The sequence below is a fragment of the Azomonas macrocytogenes genome (assembly GCF_014191985.1).
In the GTDB taxonomy this organism is placed as follows: Bacteria; Pseudomonadota; Gammaproteobacteria; order Pseudomonadales; family Pseudomonadaceae; genus Azomonas; species Azomonas macrocytogenes.
Genome location: NZ_JACHXI010000003.1, coordinates 126,343 through 148,953, shown reverse-complemented (window position 1 = coordinate 148,953; position 22,611 = coordinate 126,343). Strand labels below are relative to the sequence as shown.

Annotated in this window: 19 protein-coding genes and 1 pseudogene; 8 read left to right on the top strand and 12 right to left on the bottom strand. The window is 58.4% G+C overall.

Annotated features, from left to right (window positions below; all coding sequences use genetic code 11):
- Positions 1 to 335 precede the first annotated feature (335 nt).
- On the top strand, positions 336 to 815 hold the full coding sequence (locus tag FHR87_RS04620; protein ID WP_183165546.1) for a GNAT family N-acetyltransferase: 480 nt from the start codon (positions 336 to 338) through the stop codon (positions 813 to 815).
- A 35-nt stretch (positions 816 to 850) separates the two neighbouring features.
- On the opposite strand, the pseudogene FHR87_RS04615 reads toward FHR87_RS04620, so the two are convergent.
- From FHR87_RS04615 to FHR87_RS04580, 8 genes and pseudogenes are all read right to left on the bottom strand, one after another.
- Positions 851 to 945: pseudogene (locus FHR87_RS04615) on the bottom strand (IS5/IS1182 family transposase); the annotation flags it as partial.
- A 450-nt stretch (positions 946 to 1,395) separates the two neighbouring features.
- The gene (locus tag FHR87_RS04610; RefSeq protein WP_183165545.1) at positions 1,396 to 1,713 is read right to left on the bottom strand and encodes a BrnA antitoxin family protein; all 318 of its coding nucleotides are present in this window, start codon (positions 1,711 to 1,713) and stop codon (positions 1,396 to 1,398) included.
- A complete protein-coding gene (locus FHR87_RS04605) occupies positions 1,710 to 1,994 on the bottom strand; it encodes a BrnT family toxin (RefSeq protein ID WP_338021221.1) in 285 nt (94 codons plus the stop codon). Before FHR87_RS04605 ends, FHR87_RS04610 begins: the two co-directional genes overlap by 4 nt.
- Before the next feature lie 407 nt (positions 1,995 to 2,401).
- Positions 2,402 to 2,539, bottom strand: coding sequence for an AgrD family cyclic lactone autoinducer peptide (locus tag FHR87_RS19610; RefSeq protein WP_183165544.1), 138 nt, complete (start codon positions 2,537 to 2,539; stop codon positions 2,402 to 2,404).
- Between the two features lie 3 nt (positions 2,540 to 2,542).
- Positions 2,543 to 3,568: a hypothetical protein gene (locus FHR87_RS04595; protein ID WP_183165543.1), complete on the bottom strand. Its 1,026-nt coding sequence runs from the start codon at positions 3,566 to 3,568 to the stop codon at positions 2,543 to 2,545.
- A 4-nt stretch (positions 3,569 to 3,572) separates the two neighbouring features.
- Positions 3,573 to 3,821 carry an acyl carrier protein gene (locus tag FHR87_RS04590; RefSeq protein ID WP_183165542.1) on the bottom strand — a complete coding sequence of 83 codons (249 nt, stop codon included), beginning with the start codon at positions 3,819 to 3,821 and terminating at the stop codon, positions 3,573 to 3,575.
- The gene (locus FHR87_RS04585; protein ID WP_183165541.1) at positions 3,818 to 5,743 is read right to left on the bottom strand and encodes an HAD-IIIC family phosphatase; all 1,926 of its coding nucleotides are present in this window, start codon (positions 5,741 to 5,743) and stop codon (positions 3,818 to 3,820) included. Before FHR87_RS04585 ends, FHR87_RS04590 begins: the two co-directional genes overlap by 4 nt.
- A gap of 24 nt (positions 5,744 to 5,767) precedes the next feature.
- Positions 5,768 to 7,315, bottom strand: coding sequence for an MBOAT family O-acyltransferase (locus FHR87_RS04580; protein WP_183165540.1), 1,548 nt, complete (start codon positions 7,313 to 7,315; stop codon positions 5,768 to 5,770).
- Positions 7,316 to 7,979: 664 nt separating this feature from the next.
- Here FHR87_RS04580 and FHR87_RS04575 point away from each other — a divergent pair.
- Positions 7,980 to 8,267, top strand: a complete 288-nt coding sequence (locus FHR87_RS04575) for an encapsulin-associated ferritin-like protein (protein WP_183165539.1) — start codon at positions 7,980 to 7,982, stop codon at positions 8,265 to 8,267.
- A gap of 37 nt (positions 8,268 to 8,304) precedes the next feature.
- Here the strand turns inward: FHR87_RS04575 and FHR87_RS04570 are convergent, their stop codons facing one another.
- The 3 genes from FHR87_RS04570 to FHR87_RS04560 all read right to left on the bottom strand — a co-directional run bounded on the left by FHR87_RS04570 (position 8,305) and on the right by FHR87_RS04560 (position 11,929).
- Complete coding sequence (locus tag FHR87_RS04570) at positions 8,305 to 9,171, bottom strand: isocitrate lyase/PEP mutase family protein (protein WP_183165538.1); 867 nt, start codon at positions 9,169 to 9,171, stop codon at positions 8,305 to 8,307.
- 99 nt (positions 9,172 to 9,270) lie between these two features.
- Positions 9,271 to 10,596: a dicarboxylate/amino acid:cation symporter gene (locus tag FHR87_RS04565; protein ID WP_183165682.1), complete on the bottom strand. Its 1,326-nt coding sequence runs from the start codon at positions 10,594 to 10,596 to the stop codon at positions 9,271 to 9,273.
- A 466-nt stretch (positions 10,597 to 11,062) separates the two neighbouring features.
- The gene (locus tag FHR87_RS04560; RefSeq protein ID WP_183165538.1) at positions 11,063 to 11,929 is read right to left on the bottom strand and encodes an isocitrate lyase/PEP mutase family protein; all 867 of its coding nucleotides are present in this window, start codon (positions 11,927 to 11,929) and stop codon (positions 11,063 to 11,065) included.
- Between the two features lie 491 nt (positions 11,930 to 12,420).
- Between FHR87_RS04560 and FHR87_RS04555 the strand changes: the two genes are divergently transcribed.
- From FHR87_RS04555 to FHR87_RS04545, 3 genes are all read left to right on the top strand, one after another.
- A complete protein-coding gene (locus tag FHR87_RS04555) occupies positions 12,421 to 13,146 on the top strand; it encodes a TorF family putative porin (RefSeq protein ID WP_183165537.1) in 726 nt (241 codons plus the stop codon).
- 133 nt (positions 13,147 to 13,279) lie between these two features.
- On the top strand, positions 13,280 to 14,239 hold the full coding sequence (birA, locus tag FHR87_RS04550; RefSeq protein ID WP_183165681.1) for a bifunctional biotin--[acetyl-CoA-carboxylase] ligase/biotin operon repressor BirA: 960 nt from the start codon (positions 13,280 to 13,282) through the stop codon (positions 14,237 to 14,239).
- Entirely contained in the window at positions 14,229 to 14,966 is a 738-nt protein-coding gene (locus tag FHR87_RS04545) for a pantothenate kinase (protein WP_183165536.1), read from the top strand. Before birA ends, FHR87_RS04545 begins: the two co-directional genes overlap by 11 nt.
- Positions 14,967 to 15,018: 52 nt before the next feature.
- On the opposite strand, the gene amn is transcribed toward FHR87_RS04545, so the two are convergent.
- On the bottom strand, positions 15,019 to 16,491 hold the full coding sequence (gene amn, locus FHR87_RS04540; protein ID WP_183165535.1) for an AMP nucleosidase: 1,473 nt from the start codon (positions 16,489 to 16,491) through the stop codon (positions 15,019 to 15,021).
- Positions 16,492 to 16,878: 387 nt separating this feature from the next.
- Here amn and FHR87_RS04535 point away from each other — a divergent pair, with 387 nt between their 5' ends.
- From FHR87_RS04535 to bcsA, 3 genes are read left to right on the top strand one after another with little or no spacing between them, the layout of a single operon-like run.
- On the top strand, positions 16,879 to 17,400 hold the full coding sequence (locus FHR87_RS04535) for a hypothetical protein (protein WP_183165534.1): 522 nt from the start codon (positions 16,879 to 16,881) through the stop codon (positions 17,398 to 17,400).
- A complete protein-coding gene (gene bcsQ, locus FHR87_RS04530) occupies positions 17,391 to 18,188 on the top strand; it encodes a cellulose biosynthesis protein BcsQ (RefSeq protein ID WP_183165533.1) in 798 nt (265 codons plus the stop codon). The genes FHR87_RS04535 and bcsQ overlap by 10 nt, the downstream gene beginning before the upstream one ends.
- Before the next feature lie 4 nt (positions 18,189 to 18,192).
- Positions 18,193 to 22,602, top strand: coding sequence for a UDP-forming cellulose synthase catalytic subunit (gene bcsA, locus FHR87_RS04525; RefSeq protein ID WP_183165532.1), 4,410 nt, complete (start codon positions 18,193 to 18,195; stop codon positions 22,600 to 22,602).
- Positions 22,603 to 22,611: the final 9 nt, after the last annotated feature.

Sequence of the window (22,611 nt, the reverse complement as noted above, 5' to 3'; positions counted from 1 at the left end):
AAAATTGAAAGACAGGAGAGTAGCAGATTCAAGCGGGAAATCTCTCGCAATTCCAGGCACAGAGCTCAACGCAAAAAATCTCTGAATTTTGCGTAACGATCCCAACCCAGACCGATTTCAGTCCTGCTCCGTTTGCAGTTGCTCAAAGGTGATCTGAAAAAACGTGTGCCACTCAGCGTTCAACAGGACATTAGAGACGGACAGTCGCTGCCAGGCTTCCGCAAGATGCTTAGATATATGCCTAAGCATGTGCTTATACCTAACATCTATAGCATTACCGCTGGCAGTCGTTTTTATTGTTTAAGCATTAATACTGTTCGTTGGTTTGGAATAGCATGGTCCATATACGAGAGAAAACCATCAACGATAGTGCGGCTGTCGCTGAGGTTATTACCCTAGCAACCGCTGATCTTCGTCGTGTCTATCGACCTGTAAGCAAGCCTATGAAGCGAGCCATTCTTGAAGAAAAATACATTTCCAAGATGCTTGTAGCTGTCGACGGGGAACTCATATTCGGTGTAGCTGAGTATTATACGAAACCTGATTCTCTTTATATTCAAGGACTTGCTACCCATCCACAACATCGGAGGCGCGGAATCGCACAGGCACTCATTAATGCTGTTGAAGAAATCGCTATCCGCGAAAACAAGCCAAAACTTACCTTGAGCACCATCAAAGAAACGGGTAATTCCCAAATCTTCGCCAGGCTTGGCTTTATTGTTGTCAATGAGGTTCGAGCTGAAGAATTTGAAGGAATAGATGGACAAAACGTTATAAAAGTTGAAATGGTCCGCATTAGAGGCTGCAGCACATAGCACAGGTGTAGCGCGTGAGGCAGATCCTGTTATACCACTGTGATGTGGCGCTTGATGCCCGAGACCTTCTTGCCTGCGTCATAGCCTTTGTTGGCTATCTGTCCATATTTTTCACGCTCTGCGCGTCTACGCCTCATAGCGTTATCGATGTGTTTCGTTCCACCCCTCAAGAGTAGGAGCCTGCGGGAAACTCGGAGCGGTTCAGGTCGAAGCGCGCCCAGCATTTTGACCGAGCACTATCACAAGGTGGCTGTCGGCGTCTGCAGGCGATTGGTGCTGCCTGCTGAAATCTTCTCTGCTGGCCCACGCACTTCCGGTGCGGTCCGCCTGGCGAGCTCTTGTTCTGCTGCGCTCGGGCCCGATAGTCGAGCGTGGAATGCGCAAAGCTGATTTGTGTCGCCTACTCGATACCAAGCAGGTAGTGGTTGACCGGCTCGTGGATTTTTTACATACATCAAAAATCGAGTAAATCGAACGGGCATTGGCTGCCCTGGGCAAGCGCCTGGCGCTTGCTGTTGAAGCCGCTTAATTGAAACGAGAAAGCCCTCACTGCCTCGCGGCGGTGGGGGCTTTTTTATTGTTAGTGATCACGAATGTACTCTTTCAATGCCTGGTTCAGTTTGCTTTGCCAGCCATCGCCGTAGCTTCTGAAGTATTCAGTGATGTCTGAATCTAGGCGAATGGTGATGCGCTCCTTAGTTGGCGTTTTCTGTGGGCCTCGGCCTTTTTTGCTTTCGATGTGAGCCATGACCATCTCAGGAAAAATTTCGGACGCAGGACGCATTCTTTTGAAATTCTCATCGATCAATTCAGGATTGTCTGGATCTTGTGCAATCCCTGCATTGATATCGGCATCCTCTTCTGGCGTTGGAAGGATAAATTTCCGTTTACTACTCATGGCTTTCCTCTCTTAAGTTGTTCTCTGCGATTCGCTTTTCGCAAACTTATGATTCGGAACCGGTCAGCACGTGGCGTAAAGACTAGAACGTATAAACGGTCACGGATAGGACCGTATGCGATGTAACGTTTTTCGCCGTAGCTATTGCGGTTATCTTCTTCGACCATCGCATTTTCCCACTCGAAATCTTCAACTGCATCGAAGCTTACCCCGTGTTTTTCGAGGTTTGTGGCGGATTTTGCGGGATCAAATTCATATTTCGTAATTTTTATTGTATGCACAAAAGAGCAATCAACCAATTTTTTTGTGCGCACAAAAAAAACAAACTTGATCTGATATGCGACAGTTGAGTGACTGCAAGATTGAAGTTGTCGGTCACTCTCTGAAAAAACGAAAAAGCCCTCACTGCCTTGCGGCGGCGGGGGCTTTCTTCTTTTCTGGCGGCAGCTCAGTGCTGGTCGTCGGCAGGCTTATGAGGCTTTCCTATGTCATGACGCAATACTGGCGGCACATGAACAGCTGGAGCCAGCAATGCACACGATCACTGAATCAACCCTGCAGTCCCTGATCGCCAACATCAACCATCCAGCCTACGGGCCAGGGGTGGCATCCCCAGCCAATCCTTGCGTCAAGATTTGCAATCATTGTGAGCGCAAATAATCATCCGGCCAGACGATGAAATCCACCTTTAAGCACTACTTGGCTGAATATCCGCCGACTTGTTCAAGCGAAACAGAATCCTGATCTTCGGCCTGTAAAGAATTATCCAGCTCACTGTTGCAGCAGCTTTTTCTGCGACAACAGTGATTTCATAGTAAGCCGTCATCTATCAACGCGAGGTAAGCGGTCTATCTTGATTCACTTGCCCAACGTGGAGTCGCTGCGCCAAGGCTGTCGAGAACGCCTGTGCCGCCGACCAGCGCAAATGAATGGCGTCGATGAATGACGTCCGAGCGGTCCTCCACTCCTTGTCTGCGTTCCAATACTGTGCTTGCGTGGTTTTCAGAGCCTCGATGAGCTCACTATCGAATTTTTCGAGAAATACTCCGCTGGGGTCTTCTTTTGCCTTCCAGTCGGGGTGTAGCGGTGTCGAGACGACTGTAAATGGCCGCCCTTCCCTGTTCAGTCGGCTTGCCAGGGACTGCAGTGCATTGAAGCAGCCAGGGTCAAGTTCTTCAGGTTGGCCGTAAAGCAGGCCACGACTGTTTTTTGTGTCGAGTGGTCCATCTCCGAAGCGGTCAAAGACCAGTGGATCGAATTCGATCAGGTTGGCTCGCTGATCCTTGACGTTCAGCGCATTGCGCATAAGGGAGCCAGGGGCGAAATAACGCATGTAATACCCCCAGCGCGAGGCGTGGCCATATACGTATTGGTCCACATCGTTGCGATCGAACACAGCATTCGATGCTTTCCAGCAGCCGGTGAAGTCCTGCGGATCAACGATCATCAGGACCTGCCTGACAGTAGGTTCACGGTCGAGCAACCAGTTGGCCACATACACCGACTGGTTGGCGTGCAAGCCGCAGAAGGCCCCATTGAGCGGCTTTGCTCCCGGAAAATGCTCGACAATGGCCGCACCGTCGAAGTGACGCCATGCAACCGATGAGCCGACAACCAACAGATCGGGTGCAGTGACAGGATGCTCGCGCAAGAAATCGAGCTTTTCATCAAGGCACAAACTGTTGGAGAAAGCGGGTGGCGGAAGGTTATTGGTTGCCTGCAGCCCAAACAGCAGCAGGCAAAACGCTGCCAGAGCACCGAACATGCCACCGAACAATGACAGGAGATAACCAGGAGGCACTTTGGCCGGGTCAGTAGTGCCTTCCTTCTTGGCAGATTCTGCACTCTGCTTCATGGCGTTAACGCCTCTCGAGCTTTGCGTTGATCAATTGAACGAAGTGGCCGACGTTATGCAGTGACTCCAGCTCTGCGGTCCTGAATTTGATCCCAAAGCGTTCTTCCACCGAGACGATCAGGAGGATGTGCGCCTGGCTGTCCCAGCCGTCGACATCTTCGGCGGTCGTCTCCTCGGTGAGGAGGATCGCGTCATCATCGAATACATCGCGAAATACCTGGGTCAGCGCTGTGAGGATTTCTGTTTCGGTCATGGGCCTGCAACCTCGATGAAGTGTTTGGCGGAATTGGAGGACATCAGGTCGTAATGCCAGAAGCTCGCATCGGGTTCAGCACCCTCGGGAGCTTGTCGATGGGAAAAACCGAGCCGTGGATAATGCTCGGCCACCATACTGTTGCGGGGTGTCGGTCGATACTCGCCTACCAGTGCTCGGCAGCCAACTTCAGCCGCCGATGTCACCAGGACACCCAGCACGGCCTCTTCGACTTGCCGACCGAGTACACGGCAACTCATCAGCCAGGTATCGATCAGCAGTTCGTCGGGCGCCAGGTTCGGGTCGGGTCGGGCCAGTACCACGCTGATCAGTCCGTTGTCACCGAACTTGTCGCGCAGACGCAAGGCAAGCGCCACGGCACGCGGATCACTGGCGAGGCGCTGTACTTCGGCTTCGCTATAGCGGCGTGTGGTGAGGTTGAACTGGTTGGTCTTGTTGATCAGTTGCGTAGCTCGCGGCAGCTCGGCCGGCCCCACCGGCGTTGCGCTCAGGATCATGGCGAGGCCGCGCAGATAACCTTCCATATCGGTGGCCTGGCTCTGGGCAGCTTTACGCTCGGCATTCAGCACATAGTTGCGGCCACGTGTGGCATCGTCGGCAGTGAAGGAGACCGTTTCGAAATAGCCGGCTGCCGCCACGCGGGCTGGATAGTCGGCCACGTCTTCAGGCAGTTCCGGCACAGCGACTTCGGGTAGCTCGCGCCGCACAATATCGCGCTCAGCCGGGTTGTCATCGACAAATACCAGACTGTCCAGGCCTATATCGAGGGTTGTCGCGATTCGCCGCAGGTTGCCGGCCTTGTCCTCCCAGTTGGCTTCGAAGGCAGCGATATCGCTACGCTTGAGCGCCATTTCCGGATGATTGAAGGCTGCTTGCGCAACCGCCAGATCGTTCTTGCTGCACACGGCCAGGATAATGCCACGCTGGGCCAGGAGTGCGGCGTAGCGCTGGAAGGCCAGGAAAGCTTCGCCAGTCGGGCTGCCCTGCCCCAGCTTGATGCCGTCGATTCCATCATCACCGATCACGCCGCCCCATAAGGTATTGTCCAGATCAAGGACCAGGCATTTGCGCGATAGGCCGACACTGGCGGCAAGCACCCGTGCCAGCTGATCGCCATACAAGGGGGCTAGGTTAGGGCTGACCAGTTGCTTGCCCTGATGCCAGCGGACCGGGTCGCCCAGACCAGATCCATAACTGCCTTGAGCAGCCTGCCAGGCAAGGTCCATCAACAGCACGCCGTCCTCGCGAGCAGCAGCACGAATCGCGCTGTTCAGGCGTTCTGTCACGGTATAAGGCGCAGCCGGCACCAACGCTTCGAAGGAGCCGAAGAGCGGTGGATCGACCGGCGCCAAGGTCTGTTGTACGACTTGTGCAGCGAAACGTTCCCGTGCCCGGCGCCAAAGCAGACGCAACTCTTCGACCTTGGCCTCGACAGCCGCCGCAACCTCCGCCGCCGATGCGTCCAGTGACAATTGCAGTGGCGCGTCCCGGGCATCGAGTGCCAACACCACCACTTGCGGTGCGAAGGCTGCCAGTTGCGGGTCATCGATCAGCAGGACTTGCCGGTACATGCCGTAAGGTGCGACGTATACCGAAAGCGCCAGCCGACGGTGCAACCCGGCGACCCGGATTGCCGGCACCAGATGATCCACTGTATGCGAGGACAGCAAAGCAACACGTAAAGGCGTGAACCCTTGGGGCGATAGTGTTTCGCCCGTGGTCCAATCGCCAAGGCCCTCTGTCGCCAGTCGGTCCAGACGAGCTGTCAGCGTGACATCGCGGCGGTAGCCGGCGAGCATGGCGGCCAGGGCCAGGCGCCTGGCCGGGTCGGTTTCCTGCTTGGCAGCACCGATGGCGACACCAAGATCCGCGTGCGAGGGAAGCCAGAGAAGCTGCTCCATCGGGGGTTACTCCTGTTTCGTGGCTCAGAACTGGAAGTAGAGAAACTCGGTCGGTGCGGCAGAAAAGGTGCACGCCAGGGCGAAGAAACCGAGCCCCCCAAGGACGGCGCCAAGGACTGGTGTAGGACGCCACGTTGTGAAGGGCAGCCACCGTTCGATCCAGCCCTCTCGCGTCCGGGCATCCAGGGCCGTGCGGAAGTGACACATCCATTGCTGAATGTTCGGCAAGCCCCAGACGAATGCCAGCAACGCCGCGATCAACAGAAACGACAGGAAATCGGAGCGATGCAGATCAGCCGCCACGCCGCCCAGGCCCAGCATGCCGGAGAGTAGCGTCAGCGCGGCCGACACACTGGACGCGCGGAACAACACCATGGCCACCACGACACAGAGAAAGGTCAGGAGCACGGCTATTCCCTGATGCAACCGGTTGTTGCTATCGATCTTCCATCCCTGTTTCACCTTGAAGGCTCGCCAGCCGTGGGCGATCACCAGATAGAAACCATGCAGCAACCCGAAGGCCACGAACTGCCAGCCCGCACCGTGCCAGATGCCGGAAATGAACATGGTAAAGACCGTGGGGTACGCTACCAACGCGAAGAAGGTTCCCGTTGTCATCTTTCCACGGTGCGGCTGCGGCTTGCCCGCGGCCAGTCGAGAGCGAGTCACGCGCAAGACGATCGGGTTGTAGAGGTAAGCAGTCAGGAAGCGAGTCAGCGTCATGTGCCAGCGCGACCAGTATTCGATAACGTTACGCGCCTTGAATGGGCTGTTGAAATTCGCCGGCAGGCTGATGCCGAACAGCAGACCGAGGCCGATGGCCATATCGCTGTAGCCGGAAAAATCGAAATAAATCTGCAGCGTGTAGGTCAGTGCCCCGATCCAGCTGTCGTGTAACTGCGGAATCACTCCACCTGCCGCCAGGGCGAACACGGGTGAAGCCTTCTCGCCCAGAGGATCCGCAATGATCACCTTCTTGAACAAGCCAAGGAGGAACACGGTGGTACCGATGGAAATGTTATCCAGTCGCGGCTTGAAATTATCGTGTGTGCGAAATTGCTCCAGCATCTCGCGGTGATGGGTGATCGGGCCTGCGATCAGGTGCGGGAAGAAGGTGATGAACAAGCAGTAGTTGAGAAAATCATGCTCGACCACCTCGCCATCATGAGCATCGACCAGATAGGCGATCTGCTGGAAAGTGAAGAACGAGATGGCCAGCGGCAAAGCAATGTCCCCCACCGTCCAACCCAGGCCAAACACGTCATCAAGCGTGCCAAAAAGAAAGCCTGTGTACTTGTAGTAACCGAGTAGCAGAAGATTGGCGGCTATGCCGAGCACCAACACGACCCGCGACGGACGACGAAGCAGATAGCCACCGAGCAGGTAGTTGAACAGGATGCTGCCGAGTAACAAGGGTACATTGGCCGGATTCCACCAGCCGTAAAATACCAGGGAAGCAACGGTCAGCCAGATCACAGCCCAGCGCTGCCGACCCGTGCTGCTCAGAAGGAAAAAACCAATCAGCACCACCGGAAGGAACCCGGCAATGAACACCGTAGAGTTGAAAAGCATCGTCCTGATTCCTTAAACCTGGCGCTCCATAGCAAGGAAACAGCTACCTGGCAAAAAGCCGAAGCAACGGCATGCTGCCTTAAGCTCATGAGTTCGCTATTGCTGATCCCCATGCGTGCCCTACTGTCTCGCTCGGCCACGCGTCCATGCCTCTGTCCGCTGTCTGCACAACTACCCAGCAAGTCATTGGCTTCACAGTGAATGCGACACTAAGCCTTAAAAAAAATTTGTAACTTAATACAACTCGAGAGGGTAATCCTGATAGACGGATATAAAGGCCCTCATGTCGCTTGAGCCGCTACAGATGGTTGAAGGCCGGCGCAGGCTGTGGCGTTGGATCGCCAGCATCCTGGCTTATCGGTGAGGAGGTTCCCCGGTGATGAAGCGTCACTGGCCCGCTTCTTGATAAGCAGGCTCAGCAGTGCCTTTGTCTTGGTACTCATGGGCACCGTCTACCGGCTTCGGGCTGCTAACTGCCGGCCAAGGGCTAGCTTATTTTCCGAGTGCAAGAGCCATGACGCGATAGCAAACGCCCCGGAAAAGAACCAAGCCGTAGTCCACCTGTCGATACAGCTGATAAACCTGCCAACTTCGCCAAAGCCAAGAGCTACGCGTCACCGGCCTGGTTCTATCGACAAATATGGTAAATGAAGAGGGAGCAGTAATGGCAAGCGAGGGTTATCACGAGCCTATCGACGAGCTCAGTAACGAAACGCGCGATATGCACAGGGCTATCGTATCGCTGATGGAAGAATTGGAAGCGGTCGACTGGTACAACCAGCGGGTCGATGCTTGCAAAGACCCGGAGCTCAAGGCGATCCTCGCCCATAACCGCGACGAGGAGAAAGAGCATGCTGCCATGGTCCTGGAGTGGATCCGCCGGCGAGATACGACCTTTGACAAGGAGCTGAAGGACTACCTGTTCACCACCAAGTCCCTCACCCACGACTGAACAGCCGTCACAAACAAACAGGAGTACGGCACTGCCGTTACTCCTTGACGCGCATGAAATCCTCGGCCCAGACTAGGTACTCGTCGGCTGTCGAATACTTCACCGACAGCTCCGAGGCCGTCAGCTCCGACGCCTCGATCTGCCGCTGCTCGCGCAGGCAGTCGTAGGTCGCCTTGATCGCCGCGAAATACGCCGCATGGCCATTCACCACCACCCGCACACCCAACTTGGCCAGGCGTGCATTGTCACGCAGTTGCGGGTTGCCGTAGGTCACCAGCATCAGCGGGACGCTCAGGTGAGCGGCGAGTTCTTCCAGGTGGCCGAAGTCCTTGACGCCGACCAGGCAGATACCATCGGCACCGGCCGCCTGGTAGGCCTTGGCACGGGCAATGGCTTCCTCCGTGCTGATCACTCCGGCGTTGGTCCGGGCAATGATCGCCAGCGCCGGATCGATCCGTGCCTCCAGCGCACCGCGCACCTTGCCGACCGCTTCGGGCAGTTCGATCAGGTCCGTGGACTTATGCCCGAACTTGGCCGGCAGCCAGGTATCCTCGATGGTCAACGCAGCAATACCGGCGCGCTCCAGCTCGACGACCGTACGCATCGCGTTGAGGGCGTTGCCGTAGCCGTGATCGGCATCGGCGATCACTGGCAGGCGGGTGACCCGGCCGATGCGCGCCGCCTGTTCGGCGAATTCGCTCAGGGTGATCAGGGCGAAGTCCGGGGCAGCCAGTACCTGCAGGGAGGCGACCGAACCGCCGAGGATGCCGACCTCGAAGCCGAGATCGGCGGCGATGCGGGCGGACATCGGGTCGAAGACCGAGGCGGTATGGAAGCAGCCATCGGATTCGAGGAGTTTGCGAAAATCGTTACGCAGGCTGTGATGGGAAAATCTTTTATTCATGGAATCACCATGCAATGAGGGAAAAGGGAAAGCACATCATCCCCGCCTCGATCCGCCGACACCCCGAAGAGTACCGGCAGACAGCAGGCTTTACCGGGTTCAGGCCTCCTTGGCCTCGGCAATCTCGGTAACGGCCGGCCCCTTGGCCAGTTCACGGTGAAGGGTTTCTTCATCCAACTGCTTGCACCACTTGGCGACGACAAGCGTAGCGACGCCATTGCCGACCAGATTGGTCAGCGCGCGGGCTTCGGACATGAAGCGATCGATCCCCAGAATCAGCGCCAGACCGGCAACCGGCAGGTGACCGACAGCGGACAACGTGGCGGCCAGTACGATGAAGCCGCTACCCGTCACCCCGGCAGCGCCCTTGGAAGCCACCAGCAACACCAGCAACAAGGTGATCTGGTGCGTGATGTCCATGGGCGTGTCAGTAGCCTGGGCGATGAACACCGCCGCCATGGTCAGGTAGATAGAAGTGCCGTCCAGATTGAAGGAATAGCCGGTCGGAATGACCAGGCCAACCACGGATTTCTGCGCCCCCAGTCTTTCCATCTTCGCCAGGATGCGTGGCAGCACGGACTCGGAAGAAGAAGTACCCAGTACGATCAACAGTTCTTCGCGGATGTACTTGATGAACTTGACGATGCTGAAGCCATGAAAACGGGCGATGGAACCCAGCACGAGCAGCACGAACAACACGCAGGTAACGTAGAAACACACCATCAACTGGCCCAGTTGCACCAGCGAACCCACACCGTATTTACCAATGGTGAAAGCCATGGCACCGAAGGCGCCGATGGGAGCGACTTTCATGACCACACCGATAATGCCGAAGAAGATGTGGGAAATCTGGTCGATGAAATTGTATACGGGCTTGCCATAGTCACCCAGGCGTTGCAACGCATAGCCGAAGAACACCGAGAAGAACAGCACCTGCAGGATTTCACCTTCGGCAAACGCCCCCACCACAGTGTTCGGGATGACGTGCATGAGAAAATCAATGGTGCTTTGTTTTTCACCAGCGGCGGCGTAAGCAGCAATCCCTTTGGTATCCAGGCTGTTCGGATCGACATGCATGCCAACGCCCGGTTGCGCCAGGTTGACGACGATCAGGCCAATGATCAGGGCAATGGTCGAAACCACCTCGAAATAGATCAGGGCATAGCCACCAGTCTTGCCGACCGCCTTCATATCCTGCATGCCAGCGATACCCGTCACTACCGTACAGAAGATGATAGGGGCAATGACCATCTTGATCAGTTTTACGAAACCGTCGCCCAGGGGTTTCAGCGAAGCGCCCACGTCGGGATAGAAATGCCCGACCAGAACGCCAATGGTGATGGCAACCAAAACCTGGAAATACAAGGTCTTGTAGATCGGTGGCTTGGTTAGAGGCAACGTATCGATCGTTTGGGAATCGGACATCATGGCTTACTTCTCCTTTGCTCTTCGGGCTCGGCTCTTGTGCGATCCATATCGACTCCGAGCGAATCGATACAGAATGCCCCCCATGATCGGAGGGCTTTATTGTTCGGGTCCAGGGACGCACCTGTGAGGACAGGTCGACAAGGGCATACCTGTGAAGACAGCCTGTATCGCAACAGGCATCAGGTATTTAGCAAGCGATATGCCAGCGATCCTGAGAGCTCCGGTATCAATGACCTGCAGCAATCGATGCACACATTTGCTGACCGAAGCGCAAGAAGCTTTTGGCGGAATATCGCCAGACAATGCCAGGCACCTGAAAAGAGATGGCGGAAATCCGCCCGACACCGGCAGCACGAGAGAAAGTGAAGGCAAAGCCTTGGCTAACCGCGGGAATACAATGCGGCTAACCAAGTGTGACTGACAGAGCAAAGCTGACGAATAAAGTTGTCGGATAAAGCGCCCATCACTCCTTGACGCGCATGAAATCCTCGGCCCAGACCAGATATTCATCGGCTGTCGAATACTTCACCGACAGCTCTGAGGCCGTCAGCTCCGACGCCTCGATCTGCCGCTGCTCGCGCAGGCAGTCGTAGGTCGCCTTGATCGCCGCGAAATACGCCGCATGGCCATTCACCACCACCCGCACACCCAACTTGGCCAGGCGTGCATTGTCACGCAGTTGCGGGTTGCCGTAGGTCACCAGCATCAGCGGGACGCTCAGGTGAGCGGCGAGTTCTTCCAGGTGGCCGAAGTCCTTGACGCCGACCAGGCAGATACCATCGGCACCGGCCGCCTGGTAGGCCTTGGCACGGGCAATGGCTTCCTCCGTGCTGATCACTCCGGCGTTGGTCCGGGCAATGATCGCCAGCGCCGGATCGATCCGTGCCTCCAGCGCACCGCGCACCTTGCCGACCGCTTCGGGCAGTTCGATCAGGTCCGTGGACTTATGCCCGAACTTGGCCGGCAGCCAGGTATCCTCGATGGTCAACGCAGCAATACCGGCGCGCTCCAGCTCGACGACCGTACGCATCGCGTTGAGGGCGTTGCCGTAGCCGTGATCGGCATCGGCGATCACTGGCAGGCGGGTGACCCGGCCGATGCGCGCCGCCTGTTCGGCGAATTCGCTCAGGGTGATCAGGGCGAAGTCCGGGGCAGCCAGTACCTGCAGGGAGGCGACCGAACCGCCGAGGATGCCGACCTCGAAGCCGAGATCGGCGGCGATGCGGGCGGACATCGGGTCGAAGACCGAGGCGGTATGGAAGCAGCCATCGGATTCGAGGAGTTTGCGAAAATCGTTACGCAGGCTGTGATGGGAAAATCGCTTGTTCATTATAGAAACGCCCTGTGGTTATCGATCAGATTCATGCACGCCCGACCTTCAGCAACTATCATCCTAAATAATCAGCTAATAGCGCTGGCCAAACCGATGGCGGTCACGGACCGATCGGCAATAATTCTGTCTGATTAAGGAAACCAGCGCCGACTGGCGCAGTCGCAAAATATCGAGCGCAAGATCAGAGAAGTGCAAGCAATTAATACTATTTGTTAGCAACCTAATCATATGTGCAATCAAAGCATTCGTCACACCTGTAATGCAACGCTTGCAGAGCAAGCGCTCAACGCAAAAAAGGAAATAGGAAAAGTTCATTTATTGTGCTATCAAGCGACGAACGGTCAAATTTGCCAGCCGAGGCTGGCTATCCTGCAGAACGCATGAAAGATCGACGCCTCGTGAAGACCCAGCCGCTTCGAGAGCACAAGGCTGCTGTATCTGCCGAAGCCGGCATGGAGTCGCTCGGCACTGCTGGAGGAGGAAAACGAATGTCTTACGGGAAGTCATTCATCCTGACACTACTCGCCGGCATGGCGACAAGTGCCAATGCCCAAATGATGGAGCGCGAACTCGGCGATTTTTCCCTGAGGCTGAGCACTACGCCAAGCCGCAGCATGGCCCAGGGCCTGGTGAAACCAATCGGCCTTGGCACCTTCCATGGTGGCCTCGACCTGTCCCATGCCAACGGCTGGTATCTTGGCCAGTGGTCGCCAAGCATCGGCGTGGCCCACAGCAGTGCCCTGGAAGTCGATTCCTATATGGGCTACATGCGTCCACTCGAAGCCGACCAGAACATGGGCTACGAAGTCGGTCTGATCCACTATAACTTTCCTGAATTGGATGCTCGCGACCGGCACGAAGTCTATGCCGGCCTGACCTTCCCGGGGAGTCGCATAGGCGCTGCCTGGAGCCTAGCGTCCGGGCGTAGCGACAGCACCGTGCTGCTTGATCTGGGCCTGCTGCACCCACTGAACCTGGATATGAGCGTGAAGTACGCCAACCACGTCCTGGACCAACCCGTCTATTTTTCGGGAGGCTCCGTGCGTACCTTCAACGACTGGTCGCTAAACCTTTCGCGCCCCTGGGGCGGCGCCCGCCTCGGCCTGACCTACAGCGGCGCGAGTCTCACCGGCGACAGCTGCGCCGCCTACTCCGGGCAGAACTCCCGCTGCGACGAAACGCTGACTTTCAAGATCGAACATCCCTTGTTCTGAGCAAGCGCCGGAGCAATAGCGAATAGCGGCCTCGTCAATCATGCATGAATGACGGCATCGCCACGCTAGCACCCGATTCTTTGCAGTGCCAGCATACGCCGATATGATAGCCGCCTCTTTCGGGGCGAATGACATGTACGCGTTGCTCAAGCTATTGCAGGATGGGAAGTTTCATTCGGGCGAGGTACTGGGTTCAGCCATGGGCTTGAGCCGGATGGCCGTATGGAAGCGCCTACAGCAGTTGGAGCAGGAACTGGACCTTCGCTTGCACTCGGTGCGCGGCAAGGGCTATCGCTTGGCCGAACCCTTGAGCCTGCTGGACGAGGCCAGGCACGCCGAGCTCAGTCTGGTGGATTGGCCAGTCCAGGTTTATCTGGAATCGGACTCGACCAATGTCGAAGCCATGCGCCAATTGCAAGGCGGTTTACGCCCGCCGTTCGTCATCATGGCCGAACGCCAGACCGCCGGACGTGGCCGACGCGGTCGACGCTGGGTCAGCCCGTTCGGCTGCAACCTCTATTTCAGCCTGGCCTGGCCAGTCGAACGCGGCGCCCGTGAACTGGAGGGCCTCAGCCTGGTGGTCGGGCTGGCCGTGCGGCACGTATTGCAAGGTTTCGGGTTGGTACGGGTGGGTCTCAAATGGCCCAACGATGTACTCATCGATGGCAAGAAAATCGCCGGCATCCTGCTCGAACTCGTCGGCGATCCGGCCGACACCTGCCATGTCATCATCGGTATCGGGATCAACGTAAACATGCATGCGGTCCCGGAAACCATTGACCAGCCCTGGACCTCCATGTGCATGGAGACAGCAGAACAGATCGACCGAAACCTTCTCTGCGCCAGATTGTGCGATGCCCTGGCCGACTGGCTTTCCCGGCACCGAACCAAAGGGTTTTCGACACTGCGCCAGGAATGGGAAACCGCCCACGCCTGGCAAGGCCGTGATGTCCGGCTCACCAGCGGCAACCAAGCCATAGAAGGAAAGATCATGGGCGTCAACGAACGGGGCGCCTTGCGTCTGCTGGTCGGCGGAATTGAAAAAACCTTCAGCGGCGGCGAATTGAGCCTGAGGCTGAGTCATGATGCTTGAACTGGACTGCGGCAACAGCCTGATCAAATGGCGCCTCATCGAGCACGATGGCAGCGTCCGCCAGGCCGGATCGACCGAATCGGCCACGCAGCTTGTGACAGATCTACAAGGCTTGGCCCCTGCCTTGCGCGATTGTCGACTGGTCAGCGTACGCACCGAGCAGGAAACCGCTGCGCTGGTCGCCACGTTGCGCGAGCTTTTCGCGATAGAACCGCGCTGTGCCCAGCCGGCCCGGGAGCTGGCCGGCGTGCGCAATGGCTACGGGGATTACCACAAGCTCGGCCTCGACCGCTGGCTGGCGCTGGTCGGTGCCTATCACCTGCAACATCGCGCCTGCCTGGTGCTGGATCTCGGCACCGCGATCACCGCCGACTTCGTCACACACGACGGCACGCACCTGGGCGGCTACATCTGCCCCGGCATGCCACTGATGCGCAAACAGCTGCGCATCCACACCTCGCGGATTCGCTATGACGACACGGAAGCGCAAATGGCCCTGCACGATTTTTCGCCGGGACAATGCACAGCGGAAGCCGTCGAGCGCGGCTGCCTGCTGATGCTGCAAGGCTTTGCCCAGGCCCAGCAGCAACTGGCACAGCAGTATTTCGGTAGCGACTTCGAGGTATTTTTGACCGGTGGCGATGCGGAACTCGTCTTGCCCGTGCTGCCCGGAGCGCGAACCGTACCGGATCTGGTCTTCGTCGGGCTGGCGCTGGCCTGCCCCTGACTCGCCTGCAGCACGCCCTCGCCCTTTGGCAGAGGGAAGTGCATCCACTGTCTTAGCGGAACGGCGGCTCGTCGAAGCTGCGCAGTTTGCGCGAATGCAATGAATTGAGCTGACTGCGCAGCAGGTCGAGAGCCCGGATACCGATCTGCAAATGCTGGCTTACCGCACGCTCGTAGAAGGCATTGGCCGACCCGGGCAACTTGATCTCGCTGTGCAGCGGCTTGTCCGAGACGCACAGCAGTGTGCCGTAGGGCACCCGCAGCCGATAGCCCTGAGCGGCGATGGTGCCGCTCTCCATATCCACCGCCACAGCGCGGGAAAGGTTGATCAACGGCCGCTCCTGAACCCAGCGCAGCTCCCAGTTGCGGTCGTCGTAGGTCAGCACAGTGCCGGTGCGCAAGCGGCGCTTCAGGGCTTCGCCCTGCTCGCCGGTGATCTGCGCGGCGGCCTCCTGCAACGCCTGTTGTACCTCGGCCAACGCCGGCAACGGGATATGCGGGGGCAGGACCCGATCAAGAATGCCGTCACGCCGCATGTAGGCATGCGCCAGCACGTAGTCGCCGATAGTCTGTGACTGGCGCAGGCCGCCGCAGTGGCCGATCATCAGCCAGCAATGCGGACGCAACACGGCTAGATGATCGGTGATGTTCTTCGCGTTGGAAGGACCGACGCCAATATTGACCAGCGTAACCCCATGGCCGTCAGTCGCAATCAGGTGGTAGGCCGGCATCTGGTAACGGTGCCAGACCACCGCGTCGGCGATTGCCTGGGCATCTTCTTCGGAAGTGCCGTCCTCGATGATCACATTGCCCGGCAGCACCATGCGCACGAAACGCGGATCCTCCCGCAACTGTAGAAGGCCGTGGCGAACGAACTGATCGACGTAGCGATGATAGTTGGTCAGCAGAATCCAGGGCTGCACATGGCGCCAGTCGCTACCGGTGTAGTGCACCAGCCGCCGCAGGGAAAAATCCACCCGCGCCGCATCGAACAGCGCCAGCGGAAAAGCCTCGTCATGCGCCCAGTCGTGCAGACCATCGGCGATATCATCCGAGGCAGCGGACAGGTCGGTACTGGGAAAAACTCGCGCCAGCTCCGCAGCGGTCACGCCGCTGCCGGCCAACTCATCGCCCTTTTCCACCACATAGGGATAGGGAATGTTGCGCTGGCTCGGACCAACCTCCAGACCCACCTCGAAATCCCGCAGCAGAGGGACCAATTGGTCGAGCAGATAACCACGAAAGGCGGTCGGCTGAGTCACGGTGACACTGTAGGAGCCCGGCACCTGAACCTTGGCGTAAGCACGAGTGAACACCGGAACCTCGCCATGGCTGCGATAAGTCAGACGCAACTCGGGATAGCGGAACAGATTGCGCTCGGCAGACGTCGGTTCGATACGCTCTGCCAGGTAGCGCTTGAGCGCCTGGCTCAGCGCCGTGGTGGCCCGCTCGTGCAGGCCTGCCAGCAGGTTCACGGCCTGCTCTGCGGAATGTGCGGCGACAAAGGCTTCAGTATGGTTCTTCACTTATTGGTTTTCCGTTCATGCACCGGGTGCCTATCTTGCCTGCATGCCTGCGCGGGGAACAGGACTGGCGAAAACGAGACGATACCAACGACCTCTGCCAGTCTTCCCGGGCCATTTCGCGCATCGTCGAAAACCTGCCTGCAATATCGAACAGACACTGAATGTCCTGGCAAACTCCACGAGCCAACCCTGTCCAGACGGACAATTTCTATCGATATAGGCAGCACCGGGTAAGAGAGTAGGAAGTACGTCACGCAAACTCAAAGCCGATTCGCTTCGCACGAATGATCAGTGATAAAAAATTGGCTATCCGCCAGTGATAAAAAAGGATTAACCCCTAATAATATCGCACTGACACCACCCACTGAGTACTCCAGAGATCGCACCGTGGAACCGAAAGACGACGTACGCCGTTTGATGCAGCATTCGGGTAGCACCCCCGATTCCTATAAGGAATTCGGTACGACCAATCTAAATCACCAGGCCTCACGCTGGAAACTGCTGGAAGCAGTGGACAACGCCGCGACTGGCCAGGCCACGTCAATGCCCTTTTTCGAAGAAACGCCGCACCCAGTCGCTCGAACTCAGGTATCTGCACCCTATCCGCCAGCAGAGTCTGCACCGCAGTCCTTTGGCACTACGACTCACCCGCCAGCCACCCAGCCAGCTACCCCTGCTCCAGCGCAGCAGCCTTTCTTCACCCATCGAGACCCGCAACCACAGCCGTTTTTCACCAGCCACCAGGAACAGGCGGCTGCACAGCCACCGGTACAGGTACCGGCAACAACAGCCTCCGACAACCCCTTCGGAAGAATTTTCCGTAGCCAGTCGGCAACCGGGCAATCCCAGGAAAGCCAGCCGACAGGTTCCTTGAAGTCGCTTCTAAAGGGCCTCGGGTCATGCCGCTGATCTGTCTCGGCTCACCCAAGGGCGGTGTAGGCAAGACCATGCTGACGGCGAACCTGGCGTTCGCCATGCAACGCCTCGGCCTCCCTGTTTCCGTCATCGATTTCGACGTACAGAATGCCTTGCGCCTGCACTTCGGCATGCCGTTGGACGACCCGCGCGGCTATGTTGCCCAGGCCGGGCAATATGCCGATTGGCAACAATTCGCGATCAATACTCCGACCGGCATCAGGCTGCTCCCCTATGGCCAGGCCGATGAAGCACAACGACTGCAATTCGAAACCCGGCTGGCCGAAGACCCCATGTTTCTCGCCGAGGCCCTGCAAGGGTTGCTGTCGATTCCGCAGATGGTCGTGCTGGCCGACACGCCACCCGGCCCGTCACCGGCACTCAATGCCCTGAATCGGCTGGCTGACATCCGCATTGCGGTCCTGCTGGCCGATGCGGCGTCCACCGCGCTGATCCCGACCATAGAACGGGGCAGCTTCTTTTCCCCGCAGGATGCCAAAAGCCTGCTGCCCGTGACCTATATCGTCAATCAAGTGGATCGCCGCCGCCGTCTCAACCTCGATTCGACGGAATTCCTCCAGTCCCGTCTGGGTGCCTCCCTGCTCGGCCTCGTGCATCGCGACGAAGCCCTGGCAGAAGCACTGGCCATGCAGGTTTCGATTTTCACTTTCGACTCGACATCCGCCTCCGCCTCCGCCTATGACATCGACCGGATCGCCCAACAGCTCGGGCAACTGATCGAAACCATCAAGCGCCCCTCATTCGATCAACGTCCGGGGTAACTTCATGAACTCACAGCCTGCCTTGTCCGGCCTGCAACGGTTATCGGCGCTTCTCCTGTTCGTAGCCGCCAGCCCCGCTCTGCTGCTCTTTATCAGTGTTCCGCTCAGCGTGCCCATGCAGTTTCTCATGGGTATCTCGATGATCGTGCTCATGCTCCTGCTCAATCGCTTCAAGTCCTATGGCATGACCCTGGTCATGGTCGTCATGTCGGTGGCGGTCTCAACCCGATACATGTATTGGCGGACTACCGAAACCCTGGCCTTCGACAATGGCGTGGAAGCCTTTTTTGGCGCCGGCCTCTACCTGGCGGAAGTTTGGGTGTGGCTCATCCTGATGCTGGGCTATGTCCAGACGATCATGCCGTTGAAACGGCCTATCGAACCGTTACCGGAAGACACCTCGGCCTGGCCGACCGTGGACGTCTACATACCGACCTACAACGAAAGCCTGAACGTGGTGCAGGATACCGTTCTCGCCGCCCTGAACATCGACTACCCGGCGGACAAGCTGCGCGTCTACATCCTGGACGACGGACGCCGCTCCGAATTCGGTGCCTTCGCCGCGGCAGCGGGAGCCGGCTACATCACCCGCAGCGACAACAACCATGCCAAGGCCGGCAACCTAAACAACGCCATGCGCCGGACGGATGGCGAGCTGATCTGCATTTTCGACTGCGATCATGTCAGCACCCGAGCCTTCCTCCAGGCCACGGTCGGGCTGTTTCTCAAGGACCCGAAACTGGCGCTGGTACAGACGCCCCATCATTTCTATTCCCCAGACCCGTTCGAACGCAACCTGTCCACCGGGGAAAACGTCCCCAATGAAGGCGAACTGTTCTATGGCCCGATCCAGCAGGGCAACGATTACTGGAACGCAGCGTTCTTCTGTGGCTCCTGTGCCGTGATTCGCCGAACCGCACTGGAAGAAACCAATGGCTTTGCCGTAGAGACCGTCACCGAAGATGCGCATACCGCACTGAAATTGCAGCGCATGGGCTGGAATACCGCCTTCATTGCCATTCCTCTAGCTGCAGGGCTGGCCACCGAGCGGCTATCCCTGCATATCGGCCAGCGCATGCGCTGGGCCCGCGGGATGACGCAGATCTTGCGCCGCGACAACCCGCTGTTCGGCCGCGGCCTGAAGCTGACGCAGCGGCTGTGCTACCTCAACGCCATGCTGTACTACCAATTCGCCTTGCCGCGCATCATCTTCCTGACGGCACCGATGGCCTACCTGATGCTCGGGCAGAACGTGGTCGCCTCGTCGGCTGCCGCGATTTTTTCCTACGCGCTGCCTCACCTCGTTCACTCGCTCACAACCAATGGCAGGATTCATGGACGCCATCGCTATTCGTTCTGGGGGGAAATCTACGAGACGGTGCTGGCTTTCCACATTCTCAAGCCGACCCTGATCACCCTACTCGCCCCCAAGCGTGGCAAGTTCAACGTGACGGACAAGGGCGGCCTGCTCAGTGAAAGCTTCTTCGACTACCGGATGGTCAGGCCCCAAATCGTTACCGTCGCTCTGATTCTGCTGGCAATTGCCATCGGCCTGGTCCGGCACTTCTGGGTCGACTGGATTCCTTCCGACCCGAACGTACTGGTATTGAACATCAGTTGGGCCACTTTCAGCCTGATCATGTTGCTGGCTGCCATCGCCGTGGCCATGGAAACCCGCCAACTGCGCACCGCCACTCGCCTGGAAGTGAAACTGCCGGTAATCCTGCATTTCGCCAGCGGCAGAACTCTGCAAGGCGTGACACGCGACATCTCCATTGGGGGCGTGCGGATCACCCATACCGGCAATGGCCGAGAACTGCCTGGGGTACTCGAGGAAATCGAGCTGACCTACGAAGATCGCATCGTAGTGCTTCCAGCTGAAATCATGAGTGCGGAAGAAACCCAGATCCGTCTGCGCTTCAGCCCACTGGACATTTCCCAGCGGCGCAACCTGGTGCGCCTGGTCATGGGGCGCGCCGATGCCTGGCTGGACGACTCGCCAGTGCAGACCGACAGGCCGCTCCGCTCGTTCTGGGGAATCCTGAAGAACGCCCTGTCCGTCCTGCGCTGGACCGCGCGCCGGAAGAAACCCAGCGCCAGCCGGCCGGCGCCCATCGGCCTGACGGCGCAAACCCAGAGCGGCAAGGCCAATCCCCAGTTGCTGCTCTGCCTGGCGCTATTCATCATCTGCACCACCCTGGCGTCTACCCTGCAGGCACAAGAATTCAAACTGCCGCCGCTGCCACCGCCAGTGGCGGTTCAGGGGCAGGGTCAGGGAACGCCCCGCAACGATTACCTCACCGACCCCACGGCCATGCTCGAAGTACTGCGTTTCGAGCAGATGGGGATCAAGGATGCCCTGACCCTGAGAGGCGCACAGGCACAGGCCGGTCTGCCCTTCTCGATCAGCCAGCAGCAGATCGTCAGCGGTGCACGCCTCGATCTGCATGTCCAGTATACCGAGCGGCTGCCCAGCGGCACGCGACTCGAAGTACTGCTCAACGGCGAACAGCTGAGCATGATCGAGCTGATTTCCGGCACGGCTACCGACACCGTCTTCGACATACCGGTCAACCCGCTTCTGTTACTGCCGCATAACCGCCTGAACCTGAAACTGCATGCGCATGCCGAACGTTGCGAAAACCCCGCCGACTCGCCACTGCAAGTCACTGTGGGCAAGGATTCGACCGTTGCGCTGGGCCTACAGCGACTGCCACTGGCGAGCGATCTATCCGCGCTGCCCGGCCCCTTCTTCGACGAAGCGCAGATGGGCCAGCTCAACCTGCCGGTGGTGATGCCAGCCAATCCCAGCACGACCATACTGCGCAACGCGGCCATCATGACCTCCTATTTCGGTTCACTGGCCAGTTATCGCGGCACGCGCTTCCCGGTATGGCTCGACGAGTTGCCCATGGGTCATGCCGTCGTCTTCGCCCAGGCCGGAGAAACCATCGCCGGCCTCACGCTGCCAGCCATTGATGGACCCGGGTTGAGCATCATCGACAACCCGCGCGACCCACTCGCCAAACTACTCCTGGTAACCGGCCGCACCCCCGCTGAGCTGCGTACAGCGACGCTGAACCTGGTGCTCAGGCCAGCCCCTCTGAGCGGCAGCAGCATGCAGGTCGCGCCGGTCATGGTGACACCACGCCGCCCTTACGATGCCCCACGCTGGATACCCAACGACCGACCGGTTCGCTTCGCCGAGCTGGCCCAAGAACCGCTGCTCAGTGAAAGTACCTCCCCGGCCTTGATGAAGCTCGGCTTCCGGGCCGCACCGGACGCTTTTCTATGGGACGGCAGTAATATCCCGATGCAGATACGCTATCGCTTCCCCGATGGCGAATGGCTCGACGCCCCCCAGTCTCATCTCGATCTCACGCTCAACGGCCGCTACCTGGGGTCTCTGCCGGTGCTGAAAGCGGGTGTTCTGGAAAAAATCAGGAACCACTTCGGTTATGCAACGCGCCAGGAACAGGCACGGCTCGAAATCCCGCCTTACCTGATCTTTGGCGATAATCAGTTGGACCTCTTTTTCAATATCCAGCATGCGCCTGATCCGACCTGCGCCCTGAAATTGCCCGATCGAGCCCTGAGCCTGATCGATGGCGAATCGGTCATCGACCTGAGCCACACCCAGCATTTCGCTCAGCTACCCAATCTTTCCTTCTTCGTCGGTGCGGGATTTCCCTTTACCCGCCTGGCCGACCTCGCCGAAACCGGAGTGGTGCTGCCGGACATGCCGGAGCCAGGCGAAATAGAAGCGATGCTCGGCCTGCTCGGACGCTTCGGCGAATCCACCGGCTATCCGGCAGTCAACGTGGAAATAGTCAAGGGCAGCGCCCAGCTCGCGCCGCTGCACAGACGTGATCTGTTGGTGGTCGGGCGACTGGATGGGCGACTGGACCTGGCGCCGCTACTGGCCGGTTCCGATTACCGGCTGGAAGGGCAGGCCCTGCGAGTCGCCCAACCACAGCCTCTGCAACAGCTACGGACGCTGTTGCAGGGCGACTGGAATCGCCAGGAAAGTGCGGCTGACCGCCAGCTATCCGGTACGGGTCGCTTCCAGGGCCTGCTCAGCCGGCGCTCGCCCTTCGACCCGACTCGCGTCGTAGTCATGGCCCTGGCCACCCAGGAGGATTGGCTACCGCGCATGGTGCAAACGCTGAGAACGCCGGCAATCAACGCGGAAATTCGCGGCGACCTGACCTATTTCGAAAGTACGGAAAAAGCCAGCAGCTTTCGCGTCGGCCCTCTGTTCGCCTACGGCAATCTACCCTGGCCGATCCATATCCGCTGGCTTTTCAGTGAGCGCCCATTGCTGTTGATGTCACTCCTGCTGGTATCCACCGTGCTGGTCGCCGCCGGCCTCTATCCGCTCCTGCGTGCGCATGCCGCGCAACGCCTGGGCTAGCAAAGGAAC